Source organism: Amycolatopsis sp. La24 (assembly GCF_029087445.1).
Lineage (GTDB): Bacteria > Actinomycetota > Actinomycetes > Mycobacteriales > Pseudonocardiaceae > Amycolatopsis > Amycolatopsis nivea.
In genome coordinates, this window is sequence record NZ_JARACH010000001.1 from 486,556 (window position 1) to 505,014 (window position 18,459).

21 protein-coding genes are annotated in these 18,459 nt (G+C 70.2%); 16 read left to right on the forward strand and 5 right to left on the reverse strand.

What is annotated here, in order from left to right; translation table 11 throughout:
- The first annotated feature begins 26 nt into the window (after positions 1–26).
- From PUT80_RS02495 to PUT80_RS02535, 9 genes are all read left to right on the forward strand, one after another.
- Positions 27–641, forward strand: a complete 615-nt coding sequence (locus PUT80_RS02495) for a hypothetical protein (RefSeq protein ID WP_037806219.1) — start codon at positions 27–29, stop codon at positions 639–641.
- Positions 638–1,513 (forward strand): hypothetical protein, encoded by an 876-nt coding sequence (locus PUT80_RS02500; protein ID WP_037806221.1) that lies wholly within the window; start codon positions 638–640, stop codon positions 1,511–1,513. Before PUT80_RS02495 ends, PUT80_RS02500 begins: the two co-directional genes overlap by 4 nt.
- On the forward strand, positions 1,510–2,577 hold the full coding sequence (locus PUT80_RS02505) for a beta-ketoacyl-ACP synthase 3 (RefSeq protein ID WP_275290949.1): 1,068 nt from the start codon (positions 1,510–1,512) through the stop codon (positions 2,575–2,577). Before PUT80_RS02500 ends, PUT80_RS02505 begins: the two co-directional genes overlap by 4 nt.
- A gap of 2 nt (positions 2,578–2,579) precedes the next feature.
- Positions 2,580–3,545 (forward strand): zinc-binding dehydrogenase, encoded by a 966-nt coding sequence (locus PUT80_RS02510; protein ID WP_134662779.1) that lies wholly within the window; start codon positions 2,580–2,582, stop codon positions 3,543–3,545.
- A gap of 44 nt (positions 3,546–3,589) precedes the next feature.
- Positions 3,590–3,847, forward strand: coding sequence for an acyl carrier protein (locus PUT80_RS02515; protein WP_158714388.1), 258 nt, complete (start codon positions 3,590–3,592; stop codon positions 3,845–3,847).
- Positions 3,844–4,821: a beta-ketoacyl-ACP synthase 3 gene (locus PUT80_RS02520; protein ID WP_275290951.1), complete on the forward strand. Its 978-nt coding sequence runs from the start codon at positions 3,844–3,846 to the stop codon at positions 4,819–4,821. Before PUT80_RS02515 ends, PUT80_RS02520 begins: the two co-directional genes overlap by 4 nt.
- Positions 4,818–5,588 (forward strand): glucose 1-dehydrogenase, encoded by a 771-nt coding sequence (locus tag PUT80_RS02525; RefSeq protein WP_275290952.1) that lies wholly within the window; start codon positions 4,818–4,820, stop codon positions 5,586–5,588. Before PUT80_RS02520 ends, PUT80_RS02525 begins: the two co-directional genes overlap by 4 nt.
- A gap of 32 nt (positions 5,589–5,620) precedes the next feature.
- Positions 5,621–6,379, forward strand: coding sequence for an SDR family NAD(P)-dependent oxidoreductase (locus tag PUT80_RS02530; RefSeq protein WP_275290953.1), 759 nt, complete (start codon positions 5,621–5,623; stop codon positions 6,377–6,379).
- Positions 6,380–6,483: 104 nt separating this feature from the next.
- Positions 6,484–7,455 (forward strand): hypothetical protein, encoded by a 972-nt coding sequence (locus PUT80_RS02535; protein WP_051728528.1) that lies wholly within the window; start codon positions 6,484–6,486, stop codon positions 7,453–7,455.
- A gap of 51 nt (positions 7,456–7,506) precedes the next feature.
- Here the strand turns inward: PUT80_RS02535 and PUT80_RS02540 are convergent, their stop codons facing one another.
- Entirely contained in the window at positions 7,507–8,370 is an 864-nt protein-coding gene (locus PUT80_RS02540; RefSeq protein ID WP_037806228.1) for a helix-turn-helix domain-containing protein, read from the reverse strand.
- A 176-nt stretch (positions 8,371–8,546) separates the two neighbouring features.
- Between PUT80_RS02540 and PUT80_RS02545 the strand changes: the two genes are divergently transcribed.
- The 3 genes from PUT80_RS02545 to PUT80_RS02555 all read left to right on the forward strand — a co-directional run bounded on the left by PUT80_RS02545 (position 8,547) and on the right by PUT80_RS02555 (position 11,595).
- A complete protein-coding gene (locus tag PUT80_RS02545; RefSeq protein WP_275291095.1) occupies positions 8,547–9,959 on the forward strand; it encodes an MFS transporter in 1,413 nt (470 codons plus the stop codon).
- Positions 9,960–9,996: 37 nt separating this feature from the next.
- Positions 9,997–10,557 carry an isochorismatase family protein gene (locus tag PUT80_RS02550; RefSeq protein WP_037806232.1) on the forward strand — a complete coding sequence of 187 codons (561 nt, stop codon included), beginning with the start codon at positions 9,997–9,999 and terminating at the stop codon, positions 10,555–10,557.
- A gap of 207 nt (positions 10,558–10,764) precedes the next feature.
- Positions 10,765–11,595, forward strand: a complete 831-nt coding sequence (locus PUT80_RS02555) for an alpha/beta hydrolase (protein ID WP_275290954.1) — start codon at positions 10,765–10,767, stop codon at positions 11,593–11,595.
- Here the strand turns inward: PUT80_RS02555 and PUT80_RS02560 are convergent.
- From PUT80_RS02560 to PUT80_RS02570, 3 genes are read right to left on the reverse strand one after another with little or no spacing between them, the layout of a single operon-like run.
- Positions 11,559–12,380, reverse strand: coding sequence for a hypothetical protein (locus PUT80_RS02560; protein WP_275290955.1), 822 nt, complete (start codon positions 12,378–12,380; stop codon positions 11,559–11,561). The genes PUT80_RS02555 and PUT80_RS02560 overlap by 37 nt on opposite strands.
- Before the next feature lie 34 nt (positions 12,381–12,414).
- On the reverse strand, positions 12,415–13,185 hold the full coding sequence (locus PUT80_RS02565; protein ID WP_134728268.1) for a hypothetical protein: 771 nt from the start codon (positions 13,183–13,185) through the stop codon (positions 12,415–12,417).
- A complete protein-coding gene (locus PUT80_RS02570; protein ID WP_037806238.1) occupies positions 13,182–13,481 on the reverse strand; it encodes a PadR family transcriptional regulator in 300 nt (99 codons plus the stop codon). The genes PUT80_RS02565 and PUT80_RS02570 overlap by 4 nt, the downstream gene beginning before the upstream one ends.
- A 71-nt stretch (positions 13,482–13,552) precedes the next feature.
- On the opposite strand from PUT80_RS02570, the gene PUT80_RS02575 reads away from it, so the two are divergent.
- The 3 genes from PUT80_RS02575 to PUT80_RS02585 are packed head-to-tail and all read left to right on the forward strand — an operon-like array spanning position 13,553 to position 16,195.
- Positions 13,553–14,464 carry an ATP-binding cassette domain-containing protein gene (locus PUT80_RS02575; RefSeq protein ID WP_078870190.1) on the forward strand — a complete coding sequence of 304 codons (912 nt, stop codon included), beginning with the start codon at positions 13,553–13,555 and terminating at the stop codon, positions 14,462–14,464.
- Positions 14,461–15,153 (forward strand): ABC transporter permease, encoded by a 693-nt coding sequence (locus PUT80_RS02580; RefSeq protein WP_037806240.1) that lies wholly within the window; start codon positions 14,461–14,463, stop codon positions 15,151–15,153. The genes PUT80_RS02575 and PUT80_RS02580 overlap by 4 nt, the downstream gene beginning before the upstream one ends.
- Before the next feature lie 13 nt (positions 15,154–15,166).
- The gene (locus PUT80_RS02585; RefSeq protein WP_275290956.1) at positions 15,167–16,195 is read left to right on the forward strand and encodes a hypothetical protein; all 1,029 of its coding nucleotides are present in this window, start codon (positions 15,167–15,169) and stop codon (positions 16,193–16,195) included.
- Here the strand turns inward: PUT80_RS02585 and PUT80_RS02590 are convergent.
- Positions 16,181–17,047, reverse strand: a complete 867-nt coding sequence (locus PUT80_RS02590) for an oxygenase MpaB family protein (RefSeq protein ID WP_275290957.1) — start codon at positions 17,045–17,047, stop codon at positions 16,181–16,183. The genes PUT80_RS02585 and PUT80_RS02590 overlap by 15 nt on opposite strands.
- A gap of 201 nt (positions 17,048–17,248) precedes the next feature.
- On the opposite strand from PUT80_RS02590, the gene PUT80_RS02595 reads away from it, so the two are divergent.
- Complete coding sequence (locus PUT80_RS02595; protein WP_275290958.1) at positions 17,249–18,247, forward strand: aspartyl/asparaginyl beta-hydroxylase domain-containing protein; 999 nt, start codon at positions 17,249–17,251, stop codon at positions 18,245–18,247.
- Positions 18,248–18,459: the final 212 nt, after the last annotated feature.

An 18,459-nucleotide genomic window follows, 5' to 3' on the forward strand; every position in this document is an offset into this window, starting at 1 on the left:
CCCCGATACCCGGAAAGGGAATCTTCATGACTTCATCGTTGCTCCTGGCCACCGAGATCCCGGTGGCCGGGCAGTCGGCGGCCGACGCGGTCAAAGCGCTGCGGGACACCGGTTCCGGCACGCTCTACGAGGGCCTCGAACACCCGGCGATCCTCGAGCTGACGCCGGTCGCCGACGCGGCCGCGCTCGCCGCGCCGCTGGCCCGGCTGCGCGAACTGCGCAAACCGCTCGCGCCGCTGCAGACCGGCGACTTCCGCACCCAGGTGCTGGAATTCGTCGCCGCGCCGAAGCCGGTCGACGGAGACCTCCCGGACACCCCGTACGTGCAACTGCGGCACGTCGAGGTGAAACCGCCGGTGCACGAGGAATACCTGGCCTGGCGCGAGGGGACGATCTTCGCCGAGGTCCGCGAGTCGGCCAAGATCGAGGCCTTCCTGGCTTATCACTCGCTGGTGAGCACCGAGCCGGGCGTGCTGTTCGTCGCGGGGTTCTCCTGCCCGCCGGAGGAGTACCTGCCGACGTTCGCCTCGGCGCGGTACGCCGAGATCGCCCGGCAGGCGCATCCCCGTTTCGTCACCGACGAAGGCCTCTACACCCGGATCTACCGGCGGGTTCCCGCTGAAGGCGAGCAGTCCCGATGACCGAGCCGTGCCGGTCCGCAGTCTACCGGCTGAGCATGACCACCCAGGGCCCGCTGTACCCGCCGAGCGAGGTGATGAACACCGACGGGGACTTCGTCGTCATCGGCACGATCACCCGCGCGCAGCCGGACGGCAGCGTCGCGGCGGCGCCCGGACGCGCGATCGTCGCGGCGGACAGCCCGCTCCCGGAGTTCGGGAGCACCCTCCCCTACCGGATCGTCCGCGAACTGCCCGAGGAGCTTTCCGCCGAGGACGAGGCGATGGTGCTCGCCACGCTGCCGCTGCCGCTGCCCTGCTCCAACTACACGGCGGTGATGGCGCCGCAACAGCAACCGGAGCCGTTCTCGGTGACGCGCCCGAGCTATCCGTTCCACCAGGCCCCGATTCCGGATCTGCAGCCGGAAGACGGCCCGAAGGTGACCGCGCCGGTCACGCTCGGGCAGTGGGTCAAGGCCCGCGGCACGCTGACCGTCACGCTGGCCGAGGACAGCACGGCGGCGGAGTTCCGCGGCGAATTCTCCGGGCTGATCCCGGAAAGCCTGTACACCGTGATGGCGATCCGCCGCCGGGACATGGACCCGGACGGCCCGGCCCACCCCAGCCCGCTGGGAGTGCCGAATGTGTTCGTCGCCGACGAGGAAGGCAACGGGCGCTACCGCGCCGTGCTGCCCGACCCGTTCCCGGCCGCGGACGCGCCGAACAGCGCGGACCGGCTGGTCAATTTCGTCGTGCTGTGGATGAGCTACCAGCAGAACTACGGCGGCGCGGTGGGGCACCACGGTCTCGGCGCCGACATCCACGCGCAGCTGCGCCTCGACGCGCCCGGCTTCGCCGAGTTCACCACCCGGCCCCGCAACGGAGATGGCAAATGACGTCAGGAATCGTGTCCCCGGTCAGCGATCCGGCCGACGAGGCCGCCCGCGGGCGCAACGCGGCGGCGGGCTTGCGCCGGCCGGTCGGCGTCGTGTCGACCGGGCTGTGCGTGCCGCCGCGGGTGGTGACCAACACCGAACTCACCCGCACGCTCGACACCTCCGACGCGTGGATCCGGTCCCGCACCGGGATCGAAGAACGGCGGTACCTCGCGACCGGACTGTCCACATCGGACATGAGCATCGCAGCGGCGCGCGAGGCGCTGCGCCGGGGCGGTGTCGCCGCGGCCGAGCTGGACGCGATCATCGTCACCACGTTCACTCCGGACCAGCCGCTGCCCTCCACCGCGTTGATGGTCAAGGAACGGCTGGGCGCGCACCGCGCCGTCCCGCTCGACCTCACCCAGGCGGCCTGCGCCGGCGGGATCTACGCCCTGGTGGTGGCGGCGCACTTGCTGCAGAACACCTCGTACCGGCACGTGCTGGTGATCGGGGCCGACGCGGGTTCGCGGGCGACCGACCCGCAGGACCGCGGCACCCGGGTGTTCCTCGGGGACGCCGCGGGCGCCGCGCTGCTTGCGCCGACCGCGGACGGCTTCGGAATCCTGTCCTGGCACACCGATTCCGAACTGTCCTACGAGGTCGAGATCCCGGCAGGCGGCTCGCGGACGCCGACCAGCCCGGAAACCCTGCAGCGGCGCGACCAGTACCTGAAGATGAACGGCAAGGCAGTCTGGACCATGGCGACCGACCGGCTGCCGCGCAGCATCCGCGAAACCGCGGCACGAGCCGGGATCGGTCTCGACGAGGTCGGCTATTACCTGCTGCACCAGGCCAATCTCAACATCATCACCGAGGCGATGGCGAGCCTCGGCGTGCCTGCCGAGCGAGCTCCCACCACCGTCCGGCGCTTCGGGAACACCGCCGCGGCCAGCATGTTCACCGTTCTGCACGAGACGCTGAACGGCCCCGCGGAACACGGCGACGTGCTGATCATGGCGGGCATCGGCGCCGGGTTCCTGTGGGGTTCGATGTGCCTGCGCCACTGCGCGGCCCGGGGCTAGCGGTGTTCGCGATCTCAGCGGCGGGCACCGACGCCGCCGACCCGCTCGGCCAGCTGCGCGCCGGAGAGTGGCCGGACCCCTCCCCTGGCGAAGGCTGGACGACGGTGACCGTTCGCGCGGCTTCGCTGAACCGCCACGACCTGTGGACGTTGCGCGGCGTGGTGCCGCCGCACCAGCGGCTGCCGGTGGTACTCGGTTCGGACGCCGCCGGCGTCGACGAGAACGGCGAACCGGTCCTCGTGCATTCGGTCATCGGGAACCCGGAGTACCGGGGCGACGAGACGCTGGATCCGGACCGCACCGTGCTGAGCGAGAAATACGACGGCACGTTCGCCGAACGAGTCGCCGTCCCGGTCCGGAACCTGCTGCCCAAACCGTCGTGGCTTTCGTTCGAGGAGGCCGCGTGCCTGCCGGGTTCGTGGTTGACGGCGTATCGGATGCTGTTCGAACAGGCGCCGCTGAAACCCGGCGACACGGTGCTGGTGCAGGGCGCGGGCGGCGGGGTGTCGACCGCGCTCGTCGCGCTCGCCGCCGCAGGCGGGTTCCGGGTCTGGGTGACCGGCAGTACCGAAGAACGGCGGCGGCGGGCCGAGCGGCTCGGCGCGGACGCGTCCTTCCCGCCCGGAACCCGCCTGCCGCGCCGGGTCGACGCGGTGATGGAGACCGTCGGCGAGGCGACGCTGGCGCATTCGCTCCGGAGCGTCCGGTCCGGCGGCCACATCGTCGTCTCCGGTGCGACCACCGGGGCGACTCCGCGCATCGACCTGACGCACGTGTTCTACCGGCAGCTCACCCTCACCGGCTGCACGCTCGGCACCCGCGAGCACCTGGCGCGGCTCCTGCGGTTCTGCGCGGAGCATCGGCTCGCGCCCGAGGTCGACCGGGTGCTGCCGCTGTCGCGTGCGGCGGCCGGATTCCGGGCGATGGCGGAGGGGAACGTGTTCGGCAAGGTCGTGTTCACGGTCTGAATCAGTTGTCCGCACGGAAAAACGAACCCAAGGAGAGTGGTGTGGTGAGCAGTTCCGCGGTGACCCGCGAGGCGCTGGAGACCTTCGTGATCGACGCGCTGGCGGAGCAGGGCGCGGCCCGGGAACGGATCGGCCCGGACGTGTCCTTCGACGAGCTGGGGCTGGATTCGCTGAACGTGACCGACATGGGCCTGTCGGTCAAGAACGAGTTCGGCATCGACGTGCACCCCGGCGACCTCGAAGACGCCGAGAATCTCCGCGCGGCGCTCGCGGTGATCTACCGGAAGGCCGGGCTCGGATGACGGTCACGCTCTCCGGGGCCGGATCGGCGCTGCCGCGCCGCGTCGTCGGCAACGACGACTTCACACACCTGGACACGTCCGACGAATGGATCGTGCAGCGCACCGGCATCCGGCAGCGGTATTGGCTGGAGGAGGACGAAACCCTCGCGGACCTCGCGGAGCGGGCCTGCCGCGCCGCGCTCGCCGACGCGGCGGTCGCGCCGCAGGCGATCCGGCACGTCATCGTGGCCACGTCCACCGCGGACCGGATCAGCCCGGGTGTCGCGGTCGAGGTGGCCACCCGGCTCGGCCTCGACTTTCCGGCGGCGTTCGACGTCAGCGCCGGCTGCTCCGGCTTCCTCTACGCGCTGGACCAAGGGATCGCGCTCATCGAGTCCGGGCGCGCCGAGCACGTCCTGGTGTGCGGAGCCGAGGCGCTTTCGCGCATCACCGACTTCTCCGACCGGAGCACAGCCGTGCTGCTGGGCGACGGTGCGGGCGCGGTGGTGGTGTCGCGCGCACCGGGCGCGATGCGGCCGGTCTTCGCGTTGGGCTCGGACGGGACGAAGATCGACCTGCTGTACGTCGGCCGGCACGACAGGCTGCTGCGGATGCGCGGCCGGGACATTTACGAACACGCCGTCGAGGCGATGACCGGGCACACCCGGCTCGTGCTGAAAACCTCCGGGCTGAGCGCAGGCGACCTCGCGCTCTTCGTCGCGCATCAGGCCAACGCGCGAATCGTGCAGGCGGTTGCCCGGCGGCTGGAAGTGCCCGAGCGCAAGGTCTTTCTCAATGTCGACCGGGTAGCGAACACGTCGTCCGCGTCGATCCCGCTCGCGCTCGCGCAGGCCGCCGGGCAGCAGCTGGCGCCCGCGGGCGGAATCCTCGGCCTCGCCACCTTCGGTGCGGGCCTGACCTGGGGCGCCGGGGTCATTTCGTGGAAAGCGAGACCCGGCGCAAGCGGAGAATCAACCGAAAGGGAAACACCATGAACCATCCGGGACTGCTGGCAGGCAAGGTCGCGCTGATCACCGGCGCGAGCAGCGGGATCGGCGCCGCGGCGGCAAAGGTTTTCGCGCGGGAGGGCGCCAAGGTCGTCCTGGTGGCGCGGCGCAAGGAGCGGTTGGAGGCGTTGACCGAGGAACTGCGGGACCGCGGCGCGGAAGCGGAGTTCGCGGTCGCGGACGTGCGCGTCGCCGAAGAATGCGCGGCCGCGGTGGACCTTGCCGTCGAGCGGTTCGGCCGGCTCGACGCGGCCTTCAACAACGCAGGCCACGGCATCGGGCGCGACCCGTTGCACCTGATGGACGACGATGTTTACGACTACCTCGTCGACACCAACCTGCGCGGTGTCTTCAACTGCCTCCGTCCGGAGATCACCACGATGCTGACGAACGAGAACGGCGGTGCGATCGTCAACACCAGCAGCGTCGGCGGGCTCGTCGCGTCACCCGTGTCCGCGCCGTACATCGCCGCGAAACACGCCGTCGTCGGCCTGACCCGGGCGGCTGCCGCGGAGTACGGGCGCGAGCGGATCCGGGTGAACGCCATCGCACCGGGCGCGACGCACAGCGAGCAGGTGGCCGACTGGTTCACGAAGAACCCTGGCATGGAGGAGACGCTGCACCAGCTGACCCCGCTGCCCCGGACCGCGCAGCCGGAGGAAACCGCCGAGGTGGTCGCGTGGCTGTGCAGCGACCGTGCCTCCTACGTCACCGGCGTCGCGATGCCGGTCGACGGCGGATTCACCATCCAGTGACGCCGCCGGCCGGCGCGGGAAAGGAGAAGGCGATGGGAGGCCGCCTCGACGGAAAGGTCGCGGTGATCACCGGGGCGGGATCGGGAATCGGGCGGGCGACCGCGGAACGATTCGCCGCCGAAGGCGCCGTCGTCGCTGCATGGGACGTCAATGCCGACGGCGCGGCTCTGACTGCGAAAACGTTGGCAGACCGTGGATTCCGGGCCGCCGCGTTCGCGGTCGACGTGTCTTCGGCGGAGTCGGTGCGGGCAGCCGCCGACGAGGTCGCCGCGCAGTTCGGCACAGTGGACGTCCTGGTCAACAACGCGGGGATCTTCGATTACTACGCCACCCTGCGCGACACGACCGAGGAAGCCTGGGACCGCGTCTTGAACGTGAACCTGAAGGGGATGTTCCTCGTCACCCAGGCGCTGCTCGACGCGCTCGTCGACGGCGGCGGGGCGGTGGTGAACACATCCTCGATCTCCGGCTTGGTGGCCGGCGGTGGCGGGGTCGCCTACACCGCGTCGAAGCACGGCGTCATCGGATTCACCCGGCAACTGGCCCTCGAATACGGCAAACACGGCGTGCGGGCCAATGCGGTGCTGCCCGGCGCGGTCGAAACCGAAATGACCAAACCGCTGCTGGCACAGGCTGATCTGCCGATTCTGGAAACCGTCCGCAGCGTGCCGGCCGGCAGGCACGCCCACCCGGACGAGATCGCCGACACGGTGCTGTTCCTGGCCAGCGACGAGGCCAGGTTCGTCTACGGCACGAGCTTCGTCGTCGACGGCGGCTGGACCGTCGTCTGACCGACGGAACCATTGCGGCTGTTTTTCCTGGGGAAGCATTTTTCTCAGCACTGGGGTTCCGCGCGCGAAAAATCGCGCGCGGATGGACGAAAGAATGGACGACCATGTTCTTTTCCGAATCGCGGACGCCGGGCAGGTCCGGCCGCCGCGGCATCGCGTTGCTGGCCGCCTGCGCGGCGTTGGCGCTGACCGCGGGGACGGCGGACGCAGCCGGTCCGGTGACGCCGCTGTTCACCCTTCCGGCAGGCAATGTCGCTCCCGAGTCGCTGACCGCGGACCCGGCCACCGGCGACATCTACGTTTCCAGCTACACCAACGGCGAAGTCGACCGCCGCGCCGCCGGTTCCGGACAGGCGCAGGTGTTCATTCCCGGCGGCGCCGACGGCAGGGCGAACGCGACCGGGGTCAAGGTCGACAGCGCCGGCCGGCTGTGGGTGCTGGGCGGCCCCACCGGCATCGTCGACGTCTACGACGTCAAAACCGGAGCGCGGATCGCGGCATTCACCAGCGGCAGCACCGACGGCCTGCTCAACGATGTCGCCTTCGGCCCGGACGGCAGCGCGTACATCACCGATTCGTATCTGCCGGTGGTGTACCGGGTCGCCCCCGCCGACCTGGCCGGCGCGGCGAACGGCGCGACCCTGCCGCAGTGGCTCTCCCTGCGCGGCACGCCCGCGGACTACGGCACGACGAAACAGCTGAACCTCAACGGCATCGGCGTGTACCGCGGAAATCTGGTGACAGTCAACTCCACCACCGGGCAATTGTTCCGGATCTGCCTGGCGACGCGTTCGGTCAGCGTCGTGCAGAGCAGCGCGAAGTTTGTCGACGGCGACGGCCTGACCATCGCCGGCGACAAGATGTGGATCGCCCAGAACTACCGCAACACGGTGGTGCGGGCCGGACTCAGCGGCGACGCCGGTGTCGCCTCCCCGGAGGTCTCGTTCACCAGCGACGACCTCCGGATTCCCAGTTCGGTGATCCGCTACGGCGGGCAGACGGTCGTGACCCGCGGCCAGTTCGGCAGCCCGACGCCCGTGACCCCGTTCGACGTCGCCGCGGTCGGCGGGGTCTAGCGGACGACCTCCGCGAGAGCCGTAGCGCCTCCCGTGCGGGTTCCGGCGGTCTCAGCCGCCGCCGGCACCCGCACGGGAGGCCATCTCCGCGAGCCTCCGCAGCGCCTCGTGGTCCGCGCTGCCCGGTTCGGCCTGGTAGATCGTCATCCGCTGGCCGCCCGGGCCCAGCCGCAGCACCTCGTAGTCGAACGTGACCTCGCCGAGGTCCGGATGCCGCAGCCGGGCTTGGGCGCTGCGCCGGCTGCGGACATCGTAGCGCTGCCACAACCGGCAGAATTCCGTGCTGTCCCGGGAAAGTTCCTCGACCAGCGCGGCCAGGTCCGGAGCCTCGGGCGCGTCGGCGAGCAGCGAGCGCAGCTGCGCGGCGGTGCTGACCGCGGCTTCCTCCCAATCGACGTAAAGCTCCCGCGCGGCCGGATGCCGGAACAGGTACCGGATCGTATTGCGGCGTTCGGCAGGCCAGTCCGTCAATCCCGGGAACAGCGCGAGCGCTTCCGGATTCGCGGCAAGGATGTCGCTGGTTCGGCTCAGCAGATGCGCAGGCCACGGGCGCACCGTCTCGAGGAGCCGGAGAATGCCCGGACGCACCTCGCGTTCGGACGGATTTCCCGGTGACAGCACGCGTTGCGCGGTGTGGTTGGCAAGCGCGTAGAGGTGCGCGTGTTCCTCCCGGTTGAGCCGCAGCGCATTCGCGATCCCGTCGAGGACCACGCCGCTCGGATTGGTTTCGCGGCCTTGCTCCAGCCGGATGTAGTACTGGACGCTGAGCCCGGCGAGAGTGGCGAGTTCCTCCCGGCGCAACCCCTGCGTGCGGCGGAGTCCGGTGCCCTCGGGGAGCCCGACGTCGGCAGGGCGCAGCCGGGCGCGCCGGGCGAGCAGGAATTCGCCGAGCAGGGCGGGCGTGCTCGTGGGCACGGATTCTCCTCTTCCAGGGCTCGCCGGTGTGGTGGTTGCCGGACGCTGCCTGTCCCTTTCACTGGCAGGCACGGTGGTGCCATGCACACTGCGGTCTTCTTCCTGACGGTACTTGCTGCCAGGGTCGAAGTCATCCCGGAAACCCGGGCAGACCCGAAGGGAGATCCGTGACACGAATGCCGGGCACGGTTTCGCCGCCGCGCGGCCGCTGGGCGGGCCCGCCACCGGAACAGGCGGGGTTCGGCGGCCGGTTCACCGCCGCGACCTCGATCGGCTCCGTGCTCAACCCGGTCAACTCGTCGATCATCGCGATCGCGCTGGTGTCCATCGGCCAGGCGTTCGGGGTCGGAGCCGACTCCACCACGTGGCTGGTCTCCGCGCTGTACGTGGCGACCGCGGTGGGCCAGCCGACCGCTGGTCGGCTCGCCGACCTGTTCGGACCGCGCCGGGTCTACTTGATCGGCTCGGCGCTGGTCGGCCTCGGCGGGCTGCTCGGGTTCCTCGCGCCGACGCTGTCCCTGCTGGTGGTTGCGCGGGTGATCATCGGGATCGGCACCTCAGCCGCGTATCCGGCGGCGATGGCCATGGTGCGGCGGCAATCCGAGCGGCTGCGCACTCCGGCCCCGGGCGGGGTGCTGAGCGCGCTGGCGATCGCTGGCTGGACCAGCATGGCGGTCGGTCCGCCACTGGGCGGTCTGCTGATCGCGATCGGCGGCTGGCGGGCCACCTTCGTCGTCAACCTTCCCCTGGCGGCGATCAGCGTGCTGTGCGCTCTGCGCTGGCTGCCCGCCGACGAACCGAACGAGCGCGGCACTTCGCGGCTGCGCAGTTTCGACCCGGCCGGAATGGCGCTGTTCGCGGTCGTGCTGATCGGCCTGCTGGTATTCCTGATGGACCTGAGCACGCCTCGCTGGTGGCTGCTCGGCGGCGCCGCGGTGCTGCTCGGCGTGCTGGTCTGGTGGGAACTGCGGAATCCCACGCCGTTCCTCGACGTGCGGATGCTGGCCACGAACCGGGCGTTGACCACGACTTATCTGCGGTACGCGGTGACCATGCTGGTGACGTACTGCTTCCTCTACGGCTGGACGATGTGGCTGGAGCAGAGCGCGCACTTCTCGAGCTCCACGACCGGTCTGCTGATGGTGCCGTGCTTCGTCGTGGCCGCCGCCGGTTCGGCGCTGATCGCCCGGTGCGGGGCGTGGGGCCCGCTGCTGGCAGGCACGATCGCGCTGACCGCGGCCAGCGCGTGCCTGTTGCTGCTGCACGCGGATTCGCCGCTGTGGCTGCTGATCGTGACGAGCCTCGTGTTCGGGCTGCAGAACGGGCTCAACGCGGTGAGCAACCAGGCCGCGATGTACCGGCAGGCACCGGCTTCGCACACCGGCTCGGCCGCCGGGCTGCTGCGCACGTTCTCCTACCTCGGGGCGATCGCGTCGGCCAGCCTGATCAGCCTGACCTTCGGCGAACAGGCCACCGATGCCGGGCTGCACGAACTGGCGTTGATCCTCACCTTCGGCTCCGCGGCGACCATCCTGACCGTGGTGTTCGACCGGGAACTGCGGAAACCCGCGCCGGACAAGACTTCCTGACCTTTTCAGCAGTACGACAACAAGGAGAAGAGAACCCGTGGCCATCACCACGCTGGACCGCACCACCGCACTGATCGTGATCGACCTCCAGAAAGGCATCGTGGCACTGCCCACCGTCCACCCGGCCGCGGACATCGTCGAGCGCAGCAACCAGCTGCTCGCCGCCTTCCACCGGCACGACCTGCCGGTGGTGCTGGTCAACGTCGACGGCGGCGCTCCTGGCCGCACCGACGCTCCCGCCGGCGGCGGCGAGTTGCCTGCCGACTTCGCCGAGTTCGTGCCCGAACTGGACCGGCAGCCCGGCGACCACGTCGTGACGAAGCCGAACTGGGGCGCGTTCTACGGGACGTCGCTCGACCTTCGGCTGCGCCGGCTCGGCGTCACCCAGGTCGTGCTGGCCGGCATCGCCACCAGTATCGGCGTCGAGTCCACCGCCCGCGCGGCGCACGAACGCGGCTATCACGTCACGCTCGCGGTGGACGCGATGACCGACCTGAACGCCGAAACGCACCGGAACAGCATCGAGCGGATCTTCCCGATGCTCGGTGAGAGCGGTACCGCACAGGAGATCATCGATCACCTGAAGAACTCTCACTGATATCGGGCGCGCGGCCGTTGGCCGGGTCTTCTTCCCCCCAGGGATGACCCGGCCAACGGCCTTTTTCGCGGACTCGACGCGCTATTTGCGGAACAATAAACCACATTTCCTCCTATTACGCTCGCGGCCGTCGGAAGCTGTTGTCCGGCTCCGCTGTGCTTGCTAAGGTCGCAACCGGATTCCCGCGGGGACAAGGAGACCGGTCCGATGAGCCTTGCCAATGTACTGTCCCTGCGTGCGCGTCCGGCGGACCGGATAGAGCATTACGGCACCGGATCCGAGCACGTGCTCGAAATGTGGCACGGCGGCGAACAGATCGCCGTAGTGGTGCACGGAGGGTTTTGGGCCGCGGAATACGACCGGTCGCATATCCGTCCGTTCTGCGCGGCGCTCGCGGATCAGGGCTACACGACGGTCGCGGTCGAATACCACCGCGTCGGGCAGCACGCGGGCGGCTGGCCGGGCACGTTCACCGATGTCGCGGCTGCGGTCGATGCGCTTCCGCGGCTCGTCGGGGCACGACGCGAGACAACGGTGCTGGTCGGGCATTCCGCGGGCGGGCATCTCGCGCTCTGGACGGCTTTACGGGACCGGTTGCCCGACGGCGGGCCGGGCGCGCCGGGGAACCGGACGGAAGTCAACGGAGTGGTGTCCCTGGCGGGCGTCTGCGATCTGGTCGACGGTCACCGGCGCAACCTCGACGACGGTGCGGTGCACCGCCTCCTCGGCGGTCCGCCGGACGGTCTTTCCGCCCGCTACCGCCTGGCCGATCCGATCCGGCTCGTGCCGTCGGCCGCGCGGTGCGTCCTGGTCCACGGCGACCAGGACGACCGGGTGCCGGTGAGCCAGAGCGTCCGGTTCCACGCCGCCGCACTGGCCCAAGGCGGCGACGCACGGCTGACGATCCTTCCGGGCACCGGGCATTTCGAGTTGATCGACCCGACCTCGGCGGCCTTCGACGCGGTGCTCGACGCGGTCCGCACCGCCTTCTCCGCTCCCGGCTATCTCGCCCCGACCGGCTCGGAATCGGCGAAATAAGACCCGAAAACCCGCTCTACCACCGGAACCGGGCGCAAGGCGTACAGCATCAACGCGTAGCAACTCCCCCGCAGCAACAACGACGGCACCAGCACACCCGCACCGACCGCGAGCGTCGCAAGCGGCTTGTTGTGGACGACATCGAGCAACACCAGCGGCGCCACGCCCAGCAGCATCGTTTCCAGAATCACCCGGACCGCGAACAATGCGTAGAGGGGCAGGAATATCCGGCGTTCCCGCATCGCAGCGACCACCGAGCTCCGCTCCCGCACGGAAACCGGGAGCGGGGCGGCGACGATCGCGGCCGAGACCGCGGCATAGGCGGCCGGGAAGGCCAGCACGGCGACGGCCAGCAACGGAATCGTCAGGTCCGCCCCGGCAGTGCGCCACACCAGCAGGGCGGGTAGGTACCCGAGCAAGCCGGCCAGTGCGCACAGGACGTAAAGCGCGAGTTCCGCACCGAAAAGCCAGCAGACGGAGCCCACGCGGATCGACCGCAGCGTGGCGAACAACGTCGTGCGCCGGTCCCGGAAAAGCAGCATCAACTGCTGCGAAGCGGCCGCACTGACCAAGATCTTGCCCGCAAACCCGCCCGCGGCCACCGCCAGGAACGCGGGCGACCGGATCAGGGACCATGCTTCCGCGGGAGCGTCGTCGAAGAGCCAGCCGCGGCGGAAGACGTCGGTGGCGATGCCTTGATCCGGGACCAGCAAAGAAAAAGCCAGCACAACCCCCGCGACGGCGAGAACGCTCGGGTTGCGCAGGAGGAGCGCGAACGGGCGCACGACGGCCTGCCTCGCGAAGTCCCGGAGCACGGCGTCAGCCGGCGGAAAGGGTGTAGAGGTCGCGCAGGGTCCAGCCGCACAGGGCGGTCAGCACGAGCAGCGCACCTCCGAGAACCAGGGGCAGCAGGCCGGTCACGCCGTCCACCACAGTGGACCACAGCACCACACCGCCGCCGACCGCCAGCGCCGCGGCCACCATGCCGATCCCCCACCACAGCCGCCCTGGCTCGGGTGCCACCACGTCCTCCGGGTCGAGGCCCGCGACGACGGTGCACACTTGCACCGAGCCCAGCACCAGCGCCAGCCACCACCCGACCAGCAGCGTGATGCGCAGGCCCGGCGAAAGCGAGGCGGACAGGTTCGCGGCGACGTACACCGCGCCGCCGATGACGACCGGCACCGCGAGCCGGCGCAGGGCTTGCGCGACCAGGCGGAGCATCGCCCGCACGGAAAGCCGCGGCAACGGGACGACCAGCACCAGGCCCGCCAGCACGAGCACATCGCTGATGTTCGCCGCCCACGAATGCACCACGTTCTCCGGCAGCAGCGAGTCTTCGACGGCGACGTGCCCGAGCAGCCAACCGCTCAGCCCGGCCGCGAAAACCAGTGCGGAAGCCCGGCTGCGCCGCTGCGCGGCCGAATCGGCAGGCCACACCACCGGATGCACCCACATGTCCAGAGCGCCGACGACCAGGTTCGGCAGCCGCCGCCAGCCGGCGGCGCGGGCCTCGTCTTCCAGCCCCGCGCCCCAGCGGCTGCGCAGCGACGCCGGATAAAGCCGGACCAGCCGCGCCGCCCAGCTCATGCCGGGTTCACCCCCAGCCGCCGCAGGCCGGCGTCGGCGACCCGGGCCATCGCCCGCAGTTCGCGTTCGAGGACCTCCCGCCCGCGGTCGGTCAGCTGCACCGGGCGTTGCCTTCCCTGCTCCTCCAGCGATTCGACCAGCCCCTTCGCCTCCAGCCGGGCCAATGCGCCGTAAAGGCTGCCCGCGCCGAGACGTTCGCCGGTCAGCTGCTCGATCGCGCTGTTGATGGCGTAACCGTGCAACTGGCCGTCGGCCAGTGCACACAGCACCAGGGTCTGCGCGTCGTTGGCTTGCATCCGTTCTCCCTTGCTCGCCTCTCAGCATACTAGTACGCGCCGCGTCGTACGCGCCGTGTACTATCCGGGTCATGGTGGAAAACGACACACCAGTGGTCCTGGACAACGTCTCCAAGAGGTTCGGATCCACTGCCGCGGTGCAATCGGTGTCCTGGGCGCCGCTGCGCGGCCAGGTCACCGCGTTGGTCGGGCTCAACGGAGCCGGCAAGTCCACGCTCATGCGCATCGTCACCGGGCTCATCCGGCCGACCGAGGGCACCGTGACGGTGCGGCCGTCCCGCGACGGCGGCCGCGCGCTCTCGGCGATGATCGAAGCCCCCGCGCTGTTCAACGGGCTGACCGTCCGGCGCAACCTGGAGATGCACCGGATACTGACCGGAGCGGACGCTGCCGAGGTGGCCCGCGCGGTGGAGCTCGCGCAGATCGGCGACGTGCTCAAGCGTCGCGCCGGCACGCTCTCGCAGGGTTACCGGCAGCGGGTCGCGATGGCGCAGTCGCTGCTGGGATCGCCGGATCTGCTCCTGCTGGACGAGCCGACGAACGCCCTCGACCCGGAAGCCATCGTGCAGCTGCGCGCGATGATCCGGACGGTCGCCGACGAGGGCTCCGCGGTGGTGGTTTCCAGCCACCAGCTGCGCGAACTCGAAGGCACCGCGGATGCGCTGGCCCTGCTGCACGGCGGGCGGATCCTCTACGACGGCCCGTTCGATTCGTTCGTCGGCCCGCCGACGCTGCGGGTGCGGGTCGCCGGCTCCGACGGGGCGGACACCGCGCGGCTGACCGCTCTGCTGCGGGAGAAACACATCGACGCCGCGCAGACCGACGACGGCATCCGGGCGGTCGCCGACGGCGCGGCCGACTCCATCGCCCAGCAGATCTTCAGCACCGCGGTCAAAGCCGACATCGAACTGATCGAACTGACCCACCTCGCACCGACCCTCGAAGAAGCCTTCCACATCGCGATCGCCGGAGCCCGCTCATGACCACCTACCGCGCCGAACTCCTGCGCGCGCGCAGCCGCACCACCCTGGTGTTCTTGCTGCTGTGCATCGTTTTCACGCTGTTTTCGATGAGCAATGCCGGCCCGCAGGGCCATCCGCCGCTGTGGGGTTTCCGCGAGGTGGCGATCCTGACCGCGACGCTGCTGATGGGCCGCGGCGCGGTGGTGGCCGCCAACGACTTCTCTACCGGCACGATCCGGCCGTGGCTGATCTCGCGGCCGTCCAGGCTCTCGGTGTTCGCCGGCAAGCTCGCCGCCTCGGTGACTGTGGCACTCGGCGCCGCGGTGCTGATCGGCCTGGTTTCGTACGCGGCCAGCGGGCTTTTCGGCGAAGCCGCGACCGCGCGGGACATGGCCGTGGCGACCGGGCAGTTCGCGCTCGCCTGCGTGGCGCTCACCATTTTCGGGCACGCCGTCGGCGTGCTGACCCGGTCGGTGCCCGCGGCGCTGGCCATCACCATCGCCTGGGTGCTTCCCGCGGAGAAGGTGCTTCAGGGCCGGTCGGAGGCACTGGACCAGTGGCTGCCGGGAAACCTGCTGCAGGACTTCACTCTCGGCGTGATCGGCTACCACACCGGCCCGGCCGCCGCGGTCCTGCACGCGACCGTGCCGTTCATCCTGCTGGACGTCGTGGCGCTGGTCCTGTTCGCCCGACGCGACATCAACAGCTGACGAGGTGTTCGCCGTGACGACAGACGCACTGGAAATCCCGGCCGGGCACCCGGCCCGCCGTCCCGCCGCGTGGGCGCTGTGGTGCAGCGTCCTCACCGGGGTCGTGTTCACCGCTTGGGCGTACGCGACCACCCAGTTCCCCAGCATCAGCGCCAGCACGCCGTGGCAGGACGACCCGTACCACGGGATGATCTCGTTCACCGAGTTCCTGGTGCCCGCGATGACCGCGCTGCTCGTCGTGCGGGCCTCGCTGTGGCGGCGCGGGCAGCCGCAGCCGGTGTTCCGGATCAACCAGCTCGCGCGCGGCTGCCTGGTCAGCTCGGCACTGGTCGCGCTGACCGTCCTGACCGACGTCGTCGCGACCGTGCTGGCGGCCGACCGCGACCGATGGGACGCGAAAACGCCGGGGCTCATCGCGAGCCTGGTCCCGCTGGCGCTGCTGGCCGCGGCGTCGTTCGCGCTGCACCGGACGGCGCTGCGGCAGTTGCCGCAGACCGAATCCGGCCGTCCGGACGGCGACTGGCTCGACGACCTGGCCGAACTGGTCCACCGCATCGCCCGCGTGCGTATCGACCGGCCGCTCGGATTCGTGCGCGACCACATCGTCGCGTCCGCGGTGCTGCTCAGCGCACTCGCCGGCATCGGGGTCGCCTCGATGCAGGCGCTCGGCGAGGGCGGCGAAACCCCGCTGCTGTACGGCATGAGCGTGCTGGTCGCGTTCGGCGGATTCCTCGCGTTCTGCCTGATTTCGAACGCCGTCTTGCACATCGCGGTGCCCCGGGGCGCGGAATCGGCCCGCCCCGGCCGCATCCGGCGGGCCGCCCGCGTCGCGGTGATCGCGGGCGCGCTGACGCTTCCGGCCGCGGCGGTCCTGCGCGACCGGATCTGGCAGTTGCTTGGCCACCGAGCGGAAGTCGATTCTGTCGGAACATACGCGAGCATCACGCTGATCACCGCGCTGCTGATCGGTCTGCTGGCGTTCGCCGCGGCGGCCGGCATGCCCCGCGGAGGCCGTCGACGGGCCGCCTCACTCCGCACCTGATTCATCCGCCGCGCGGGCGGTCCGGGGCTCCCCTGCCCGGGCCGCCCGCGTCCGAATTTTCCGTACTGCCGGGACGTAACGCAGCCTCTCCGGCAACCAGGGCGCACAGGTGCGGACACCGGCCGCGAACCGCTCGAAGCGGCGCTGGTCCGCGGGCGTCCAGCGCAACTTCAGCACATCACGCACTTCGGGTGGCAACGTGCCGGCGGTGACGAAACCGGCGGCACGGCCGAGAATCCGGCCGGGCCGCCGCCACAGCGCGGGCGGCACAGCCGGTGGCGGCGGCGGATCGCGCAAGTCCGACAGCACAGCCAGCGCCGCGTCCGAGCGTTCGAGGCACCCGCTGATCATGGTCGCGAAGTATTCGCGGAACTCGTTCAGCGTGGGCGGCATCTCGCGGCCGGGAACGCCCAGTACATGTCCTAATTGGACGGAATCGGCGTACAGCCGTTCTTGTTGCCGCACCGACAGCTCCGGCCCGAACAGCGCGCACGAGGTCAGGTACCGCTCTGCCAGCGTCGCGTTGACCCAGGCGTAGGCCGCGCCGTTCAGCGCGTGGTAGCGGCGGCCGTGCTCGTCCACGCCATGGAAGGGCTTGTGCAGCTCGCGCAGCCGGCGCGCCTCGGCGAAGGCCAGCTCGCCGCCGTAGATGTAGCGCAGCATCGAATCCGACGTGCGGCTCGCCCGGCCCCACTGGTCGGTGCGGAACGCCGAATGCGCGCTCACCGCCGCCCCGACCACCGGATGCATCACCTGCAGCAGCAGAGTGGAGGGAATGACGAGGAACGCGCGCAGCTCCCCCGCGACGTCCCACATCACGCTTCCCGCGCCGAGCGGTTCGGGATTTGCCATCGCCCGCCAGCATACGCCGAGTTCGTCTCCGGCGCGGCCGGCGAGCGCAATAACCGTAATTCGCCGCAATCGGAAAACTGTCCCGCGCGCCATTTTTCCGTAGTACGATGACCGGCATAATGCGCACGGCGTGAATGGCCGCGCCGCCGCGCTTCCGACGAATCCCCGATATCCGGCTGCGCACCGGTGAAAGGCGAGCACATGGGAACGTCCACGGCAACCCGGCCAGCCGGCCCGCCGGATGCGGTCAAGCTGCTGCCCGTCATCGAGCCGGAGCGGCTGCGCGCGGACTTGGCCGCGGTGGAGAAGCACTTCCTCATCCATGCCAACCCGGCCGCCGCGGACGCGGAGCCGGCGGAGGGCGAGCAGACCGGCTGGGATGTCCTGGTGCTGCGCTGCCCTGGCGGCGACCTGGAGAAAATCGGCCGCAACGCGGGCGGATTGGAGGACTTCGCCGACACGTCCTACCTGGAACTGACCCCGTACGTGCGGGAAATCCTCGACAGCATGGACGTGCCGATCCGCGGCGTGCGGTTCAGTTCGCTGGCAGCAGGCGCGGAAGTGCAAGAACACACTGACAGCCCGTACGGCCTGCCGGTCGGATGGGTGCGACTGCACATTCCGGTGGAAACCAGCGACGACGCGGTGCTGACGATCAACGGCGCTGACCAGCGGTGGAAGCCGAGCGAATTCTGGTACGCGAATTTCGGGCTTCCGCATTCACTCTACAATCGCGGTTCCGCGGCGCGTGTCCACCTGATCATCGACTGTTATGTCGCGCCCGGGCTTTTCGACCTCTTCCCGCCGGACGTACGCGCGCAGATTGCCGAGGACGAGGTGCTGTTCTTCCGGGAGGAACGCGCGCTGCCGGGTCAGCTGCGCAGCGTGCAGGGAACGATCCGGATGCCGGCCGCTTTCCTGAAACCGCATCCGGAACTGCCCACCGCGGAAGAATGGGATTCCGGCGAGGACGCCGAAGCAGAACTGCGAGTACAGGACGACCGGCTCGTCCTGCGGCTGGGCGAGCACGAGACCGCGCTCGCCCACATCGGGGACCGCGAGTTCCGCCCGCTGTGCTGGACGCACGAACAGAGCATGGTGCTGGACCCGGCCGGCCCCGCTCCGCGGATCGTGTTCCGCTACCGGCGCGGCAATCATGTGATCGAGGCGGTCCGGGAGCAGCCCGCGCTGGCGAGCTGAACCGGCGGAACCGCGCGTGCGCCGCACCGGTGGGTGCGGCGCACTTTTCGCGGCTCCTGCTCCGGCATGAGATCCGCGAAATGCTCTGGCAGGACTGGGAAACCGGCAAGGTCCCTCGCGGGAACCGTGTTGCCGCGAGGGACCTTGCCGGATCGCTGCGCACCGAGACGGGATGCGGAGCCGCGCAGGGCAGGGCGGCGAACGGTTCCGCT

Coding starts and splice junctions, on each gene's coding strand:
- PUT80_RS02530 (WP_275290953.1), top strand. CDS start 5,621: ATGGGAGGCCGCCTCGACGGAAAGGTCGCGGTGATCACCGGGGCGGGA.
- PUT80_RS02500 (WP_037806221.1), top strand. CDS start 638: ATGACCGAGCCGTGCCGGTCCGCAGTCTACCGGCTGAGCATGACCACC.
- PUT80_RS02575 (WP_078870190.1), top strand. CDS start 13,553: ATGGTGGAAAACGACACACCAGTGGTCCTGGACAACGTCTCCAAGAGG.
- PUT80_RS02525 (WP_275290952.1), top strand. CDS start 4,818: ATGAACCATCCGGGACTGCTGGCAGGCAAGGTCGCGCTGATCACCGGC.
- PUT80_RS02545 (WP_275291095.1), top strand. CDS start 8,547: ATGCCGGGCACGGTTTCGCCGCCGCGCGGCCGCTGGGCGGGCCCGCCA.
- PUT80_RS02595 (WP_275290958.1), top strand. CDS start 17,249: ATGGGAACGTCCACGGCAACCCGGCCAGCCGGCCCGCCGGATGCGGTC.
- PUT80_RS02555 (WP_275290954.1), top strand. CDS start 10,765: ATGAGCCTTGCCAATGTACTGTCCCTGCGTGCGCGTCCGGCGGACCGG.
- PUT80_RS02590 (WP_275290957.1), bottom strand. CDS start 17,047: ATGGCAAATCCCGAACCGCTCGGCGCGGGAAGCGTGATGTGGGACGTC.
- PUT80_RS02495 (WP_037806219.1), top strand. CDS start 27: ATGACTTCATCGTTGCTCCTGGCCACCGAGATCCCGGTGGCCGGGCAG.
- PUT80_RS02580 (WP_037806240.1), top strand. CDS start 14,461: ATGACCACCTACCGCGCCGAACTCCTGCGCGCGCGCAGCCGCACCACC.
- PUT80_RS02570 (WP_037806238.1), bottom strand. CDS start 13,481: ATGCAAGCCAACGACGCGCAGACCCTGGTGCTGTGTGCACTGGCCGAC.
- PUT80_RS02520 (WP_275290951.1), top strand. CDS start 3,844: ATGACGGTCACGCTCTCCGGGGCCGGATCGGCGCTGCCGCGCCGCGTC.
- PUT80_RS02535 (WP_051728528.1), top strand. CDS start 6,484: ATGTTCTTTTCCGAATCGCGGACGCCGGGCAGGTCCGGCCGCCGCGGC.
- PUT80_RS02505 (WP_275290949.1), top strand. CDS start 1,510: ATGACGTCAGGAATCGTGTCCCCGGTCAGCGATCCGGCCGACGAGGCC.
- PUT80_RS02565 (WP_134728268.1), bottom strand. CDS start 13,185: ATGAGCTGGGCGGCGCGGCTGGTCCGGCTTTATCCGGCGTCGCTGCGC.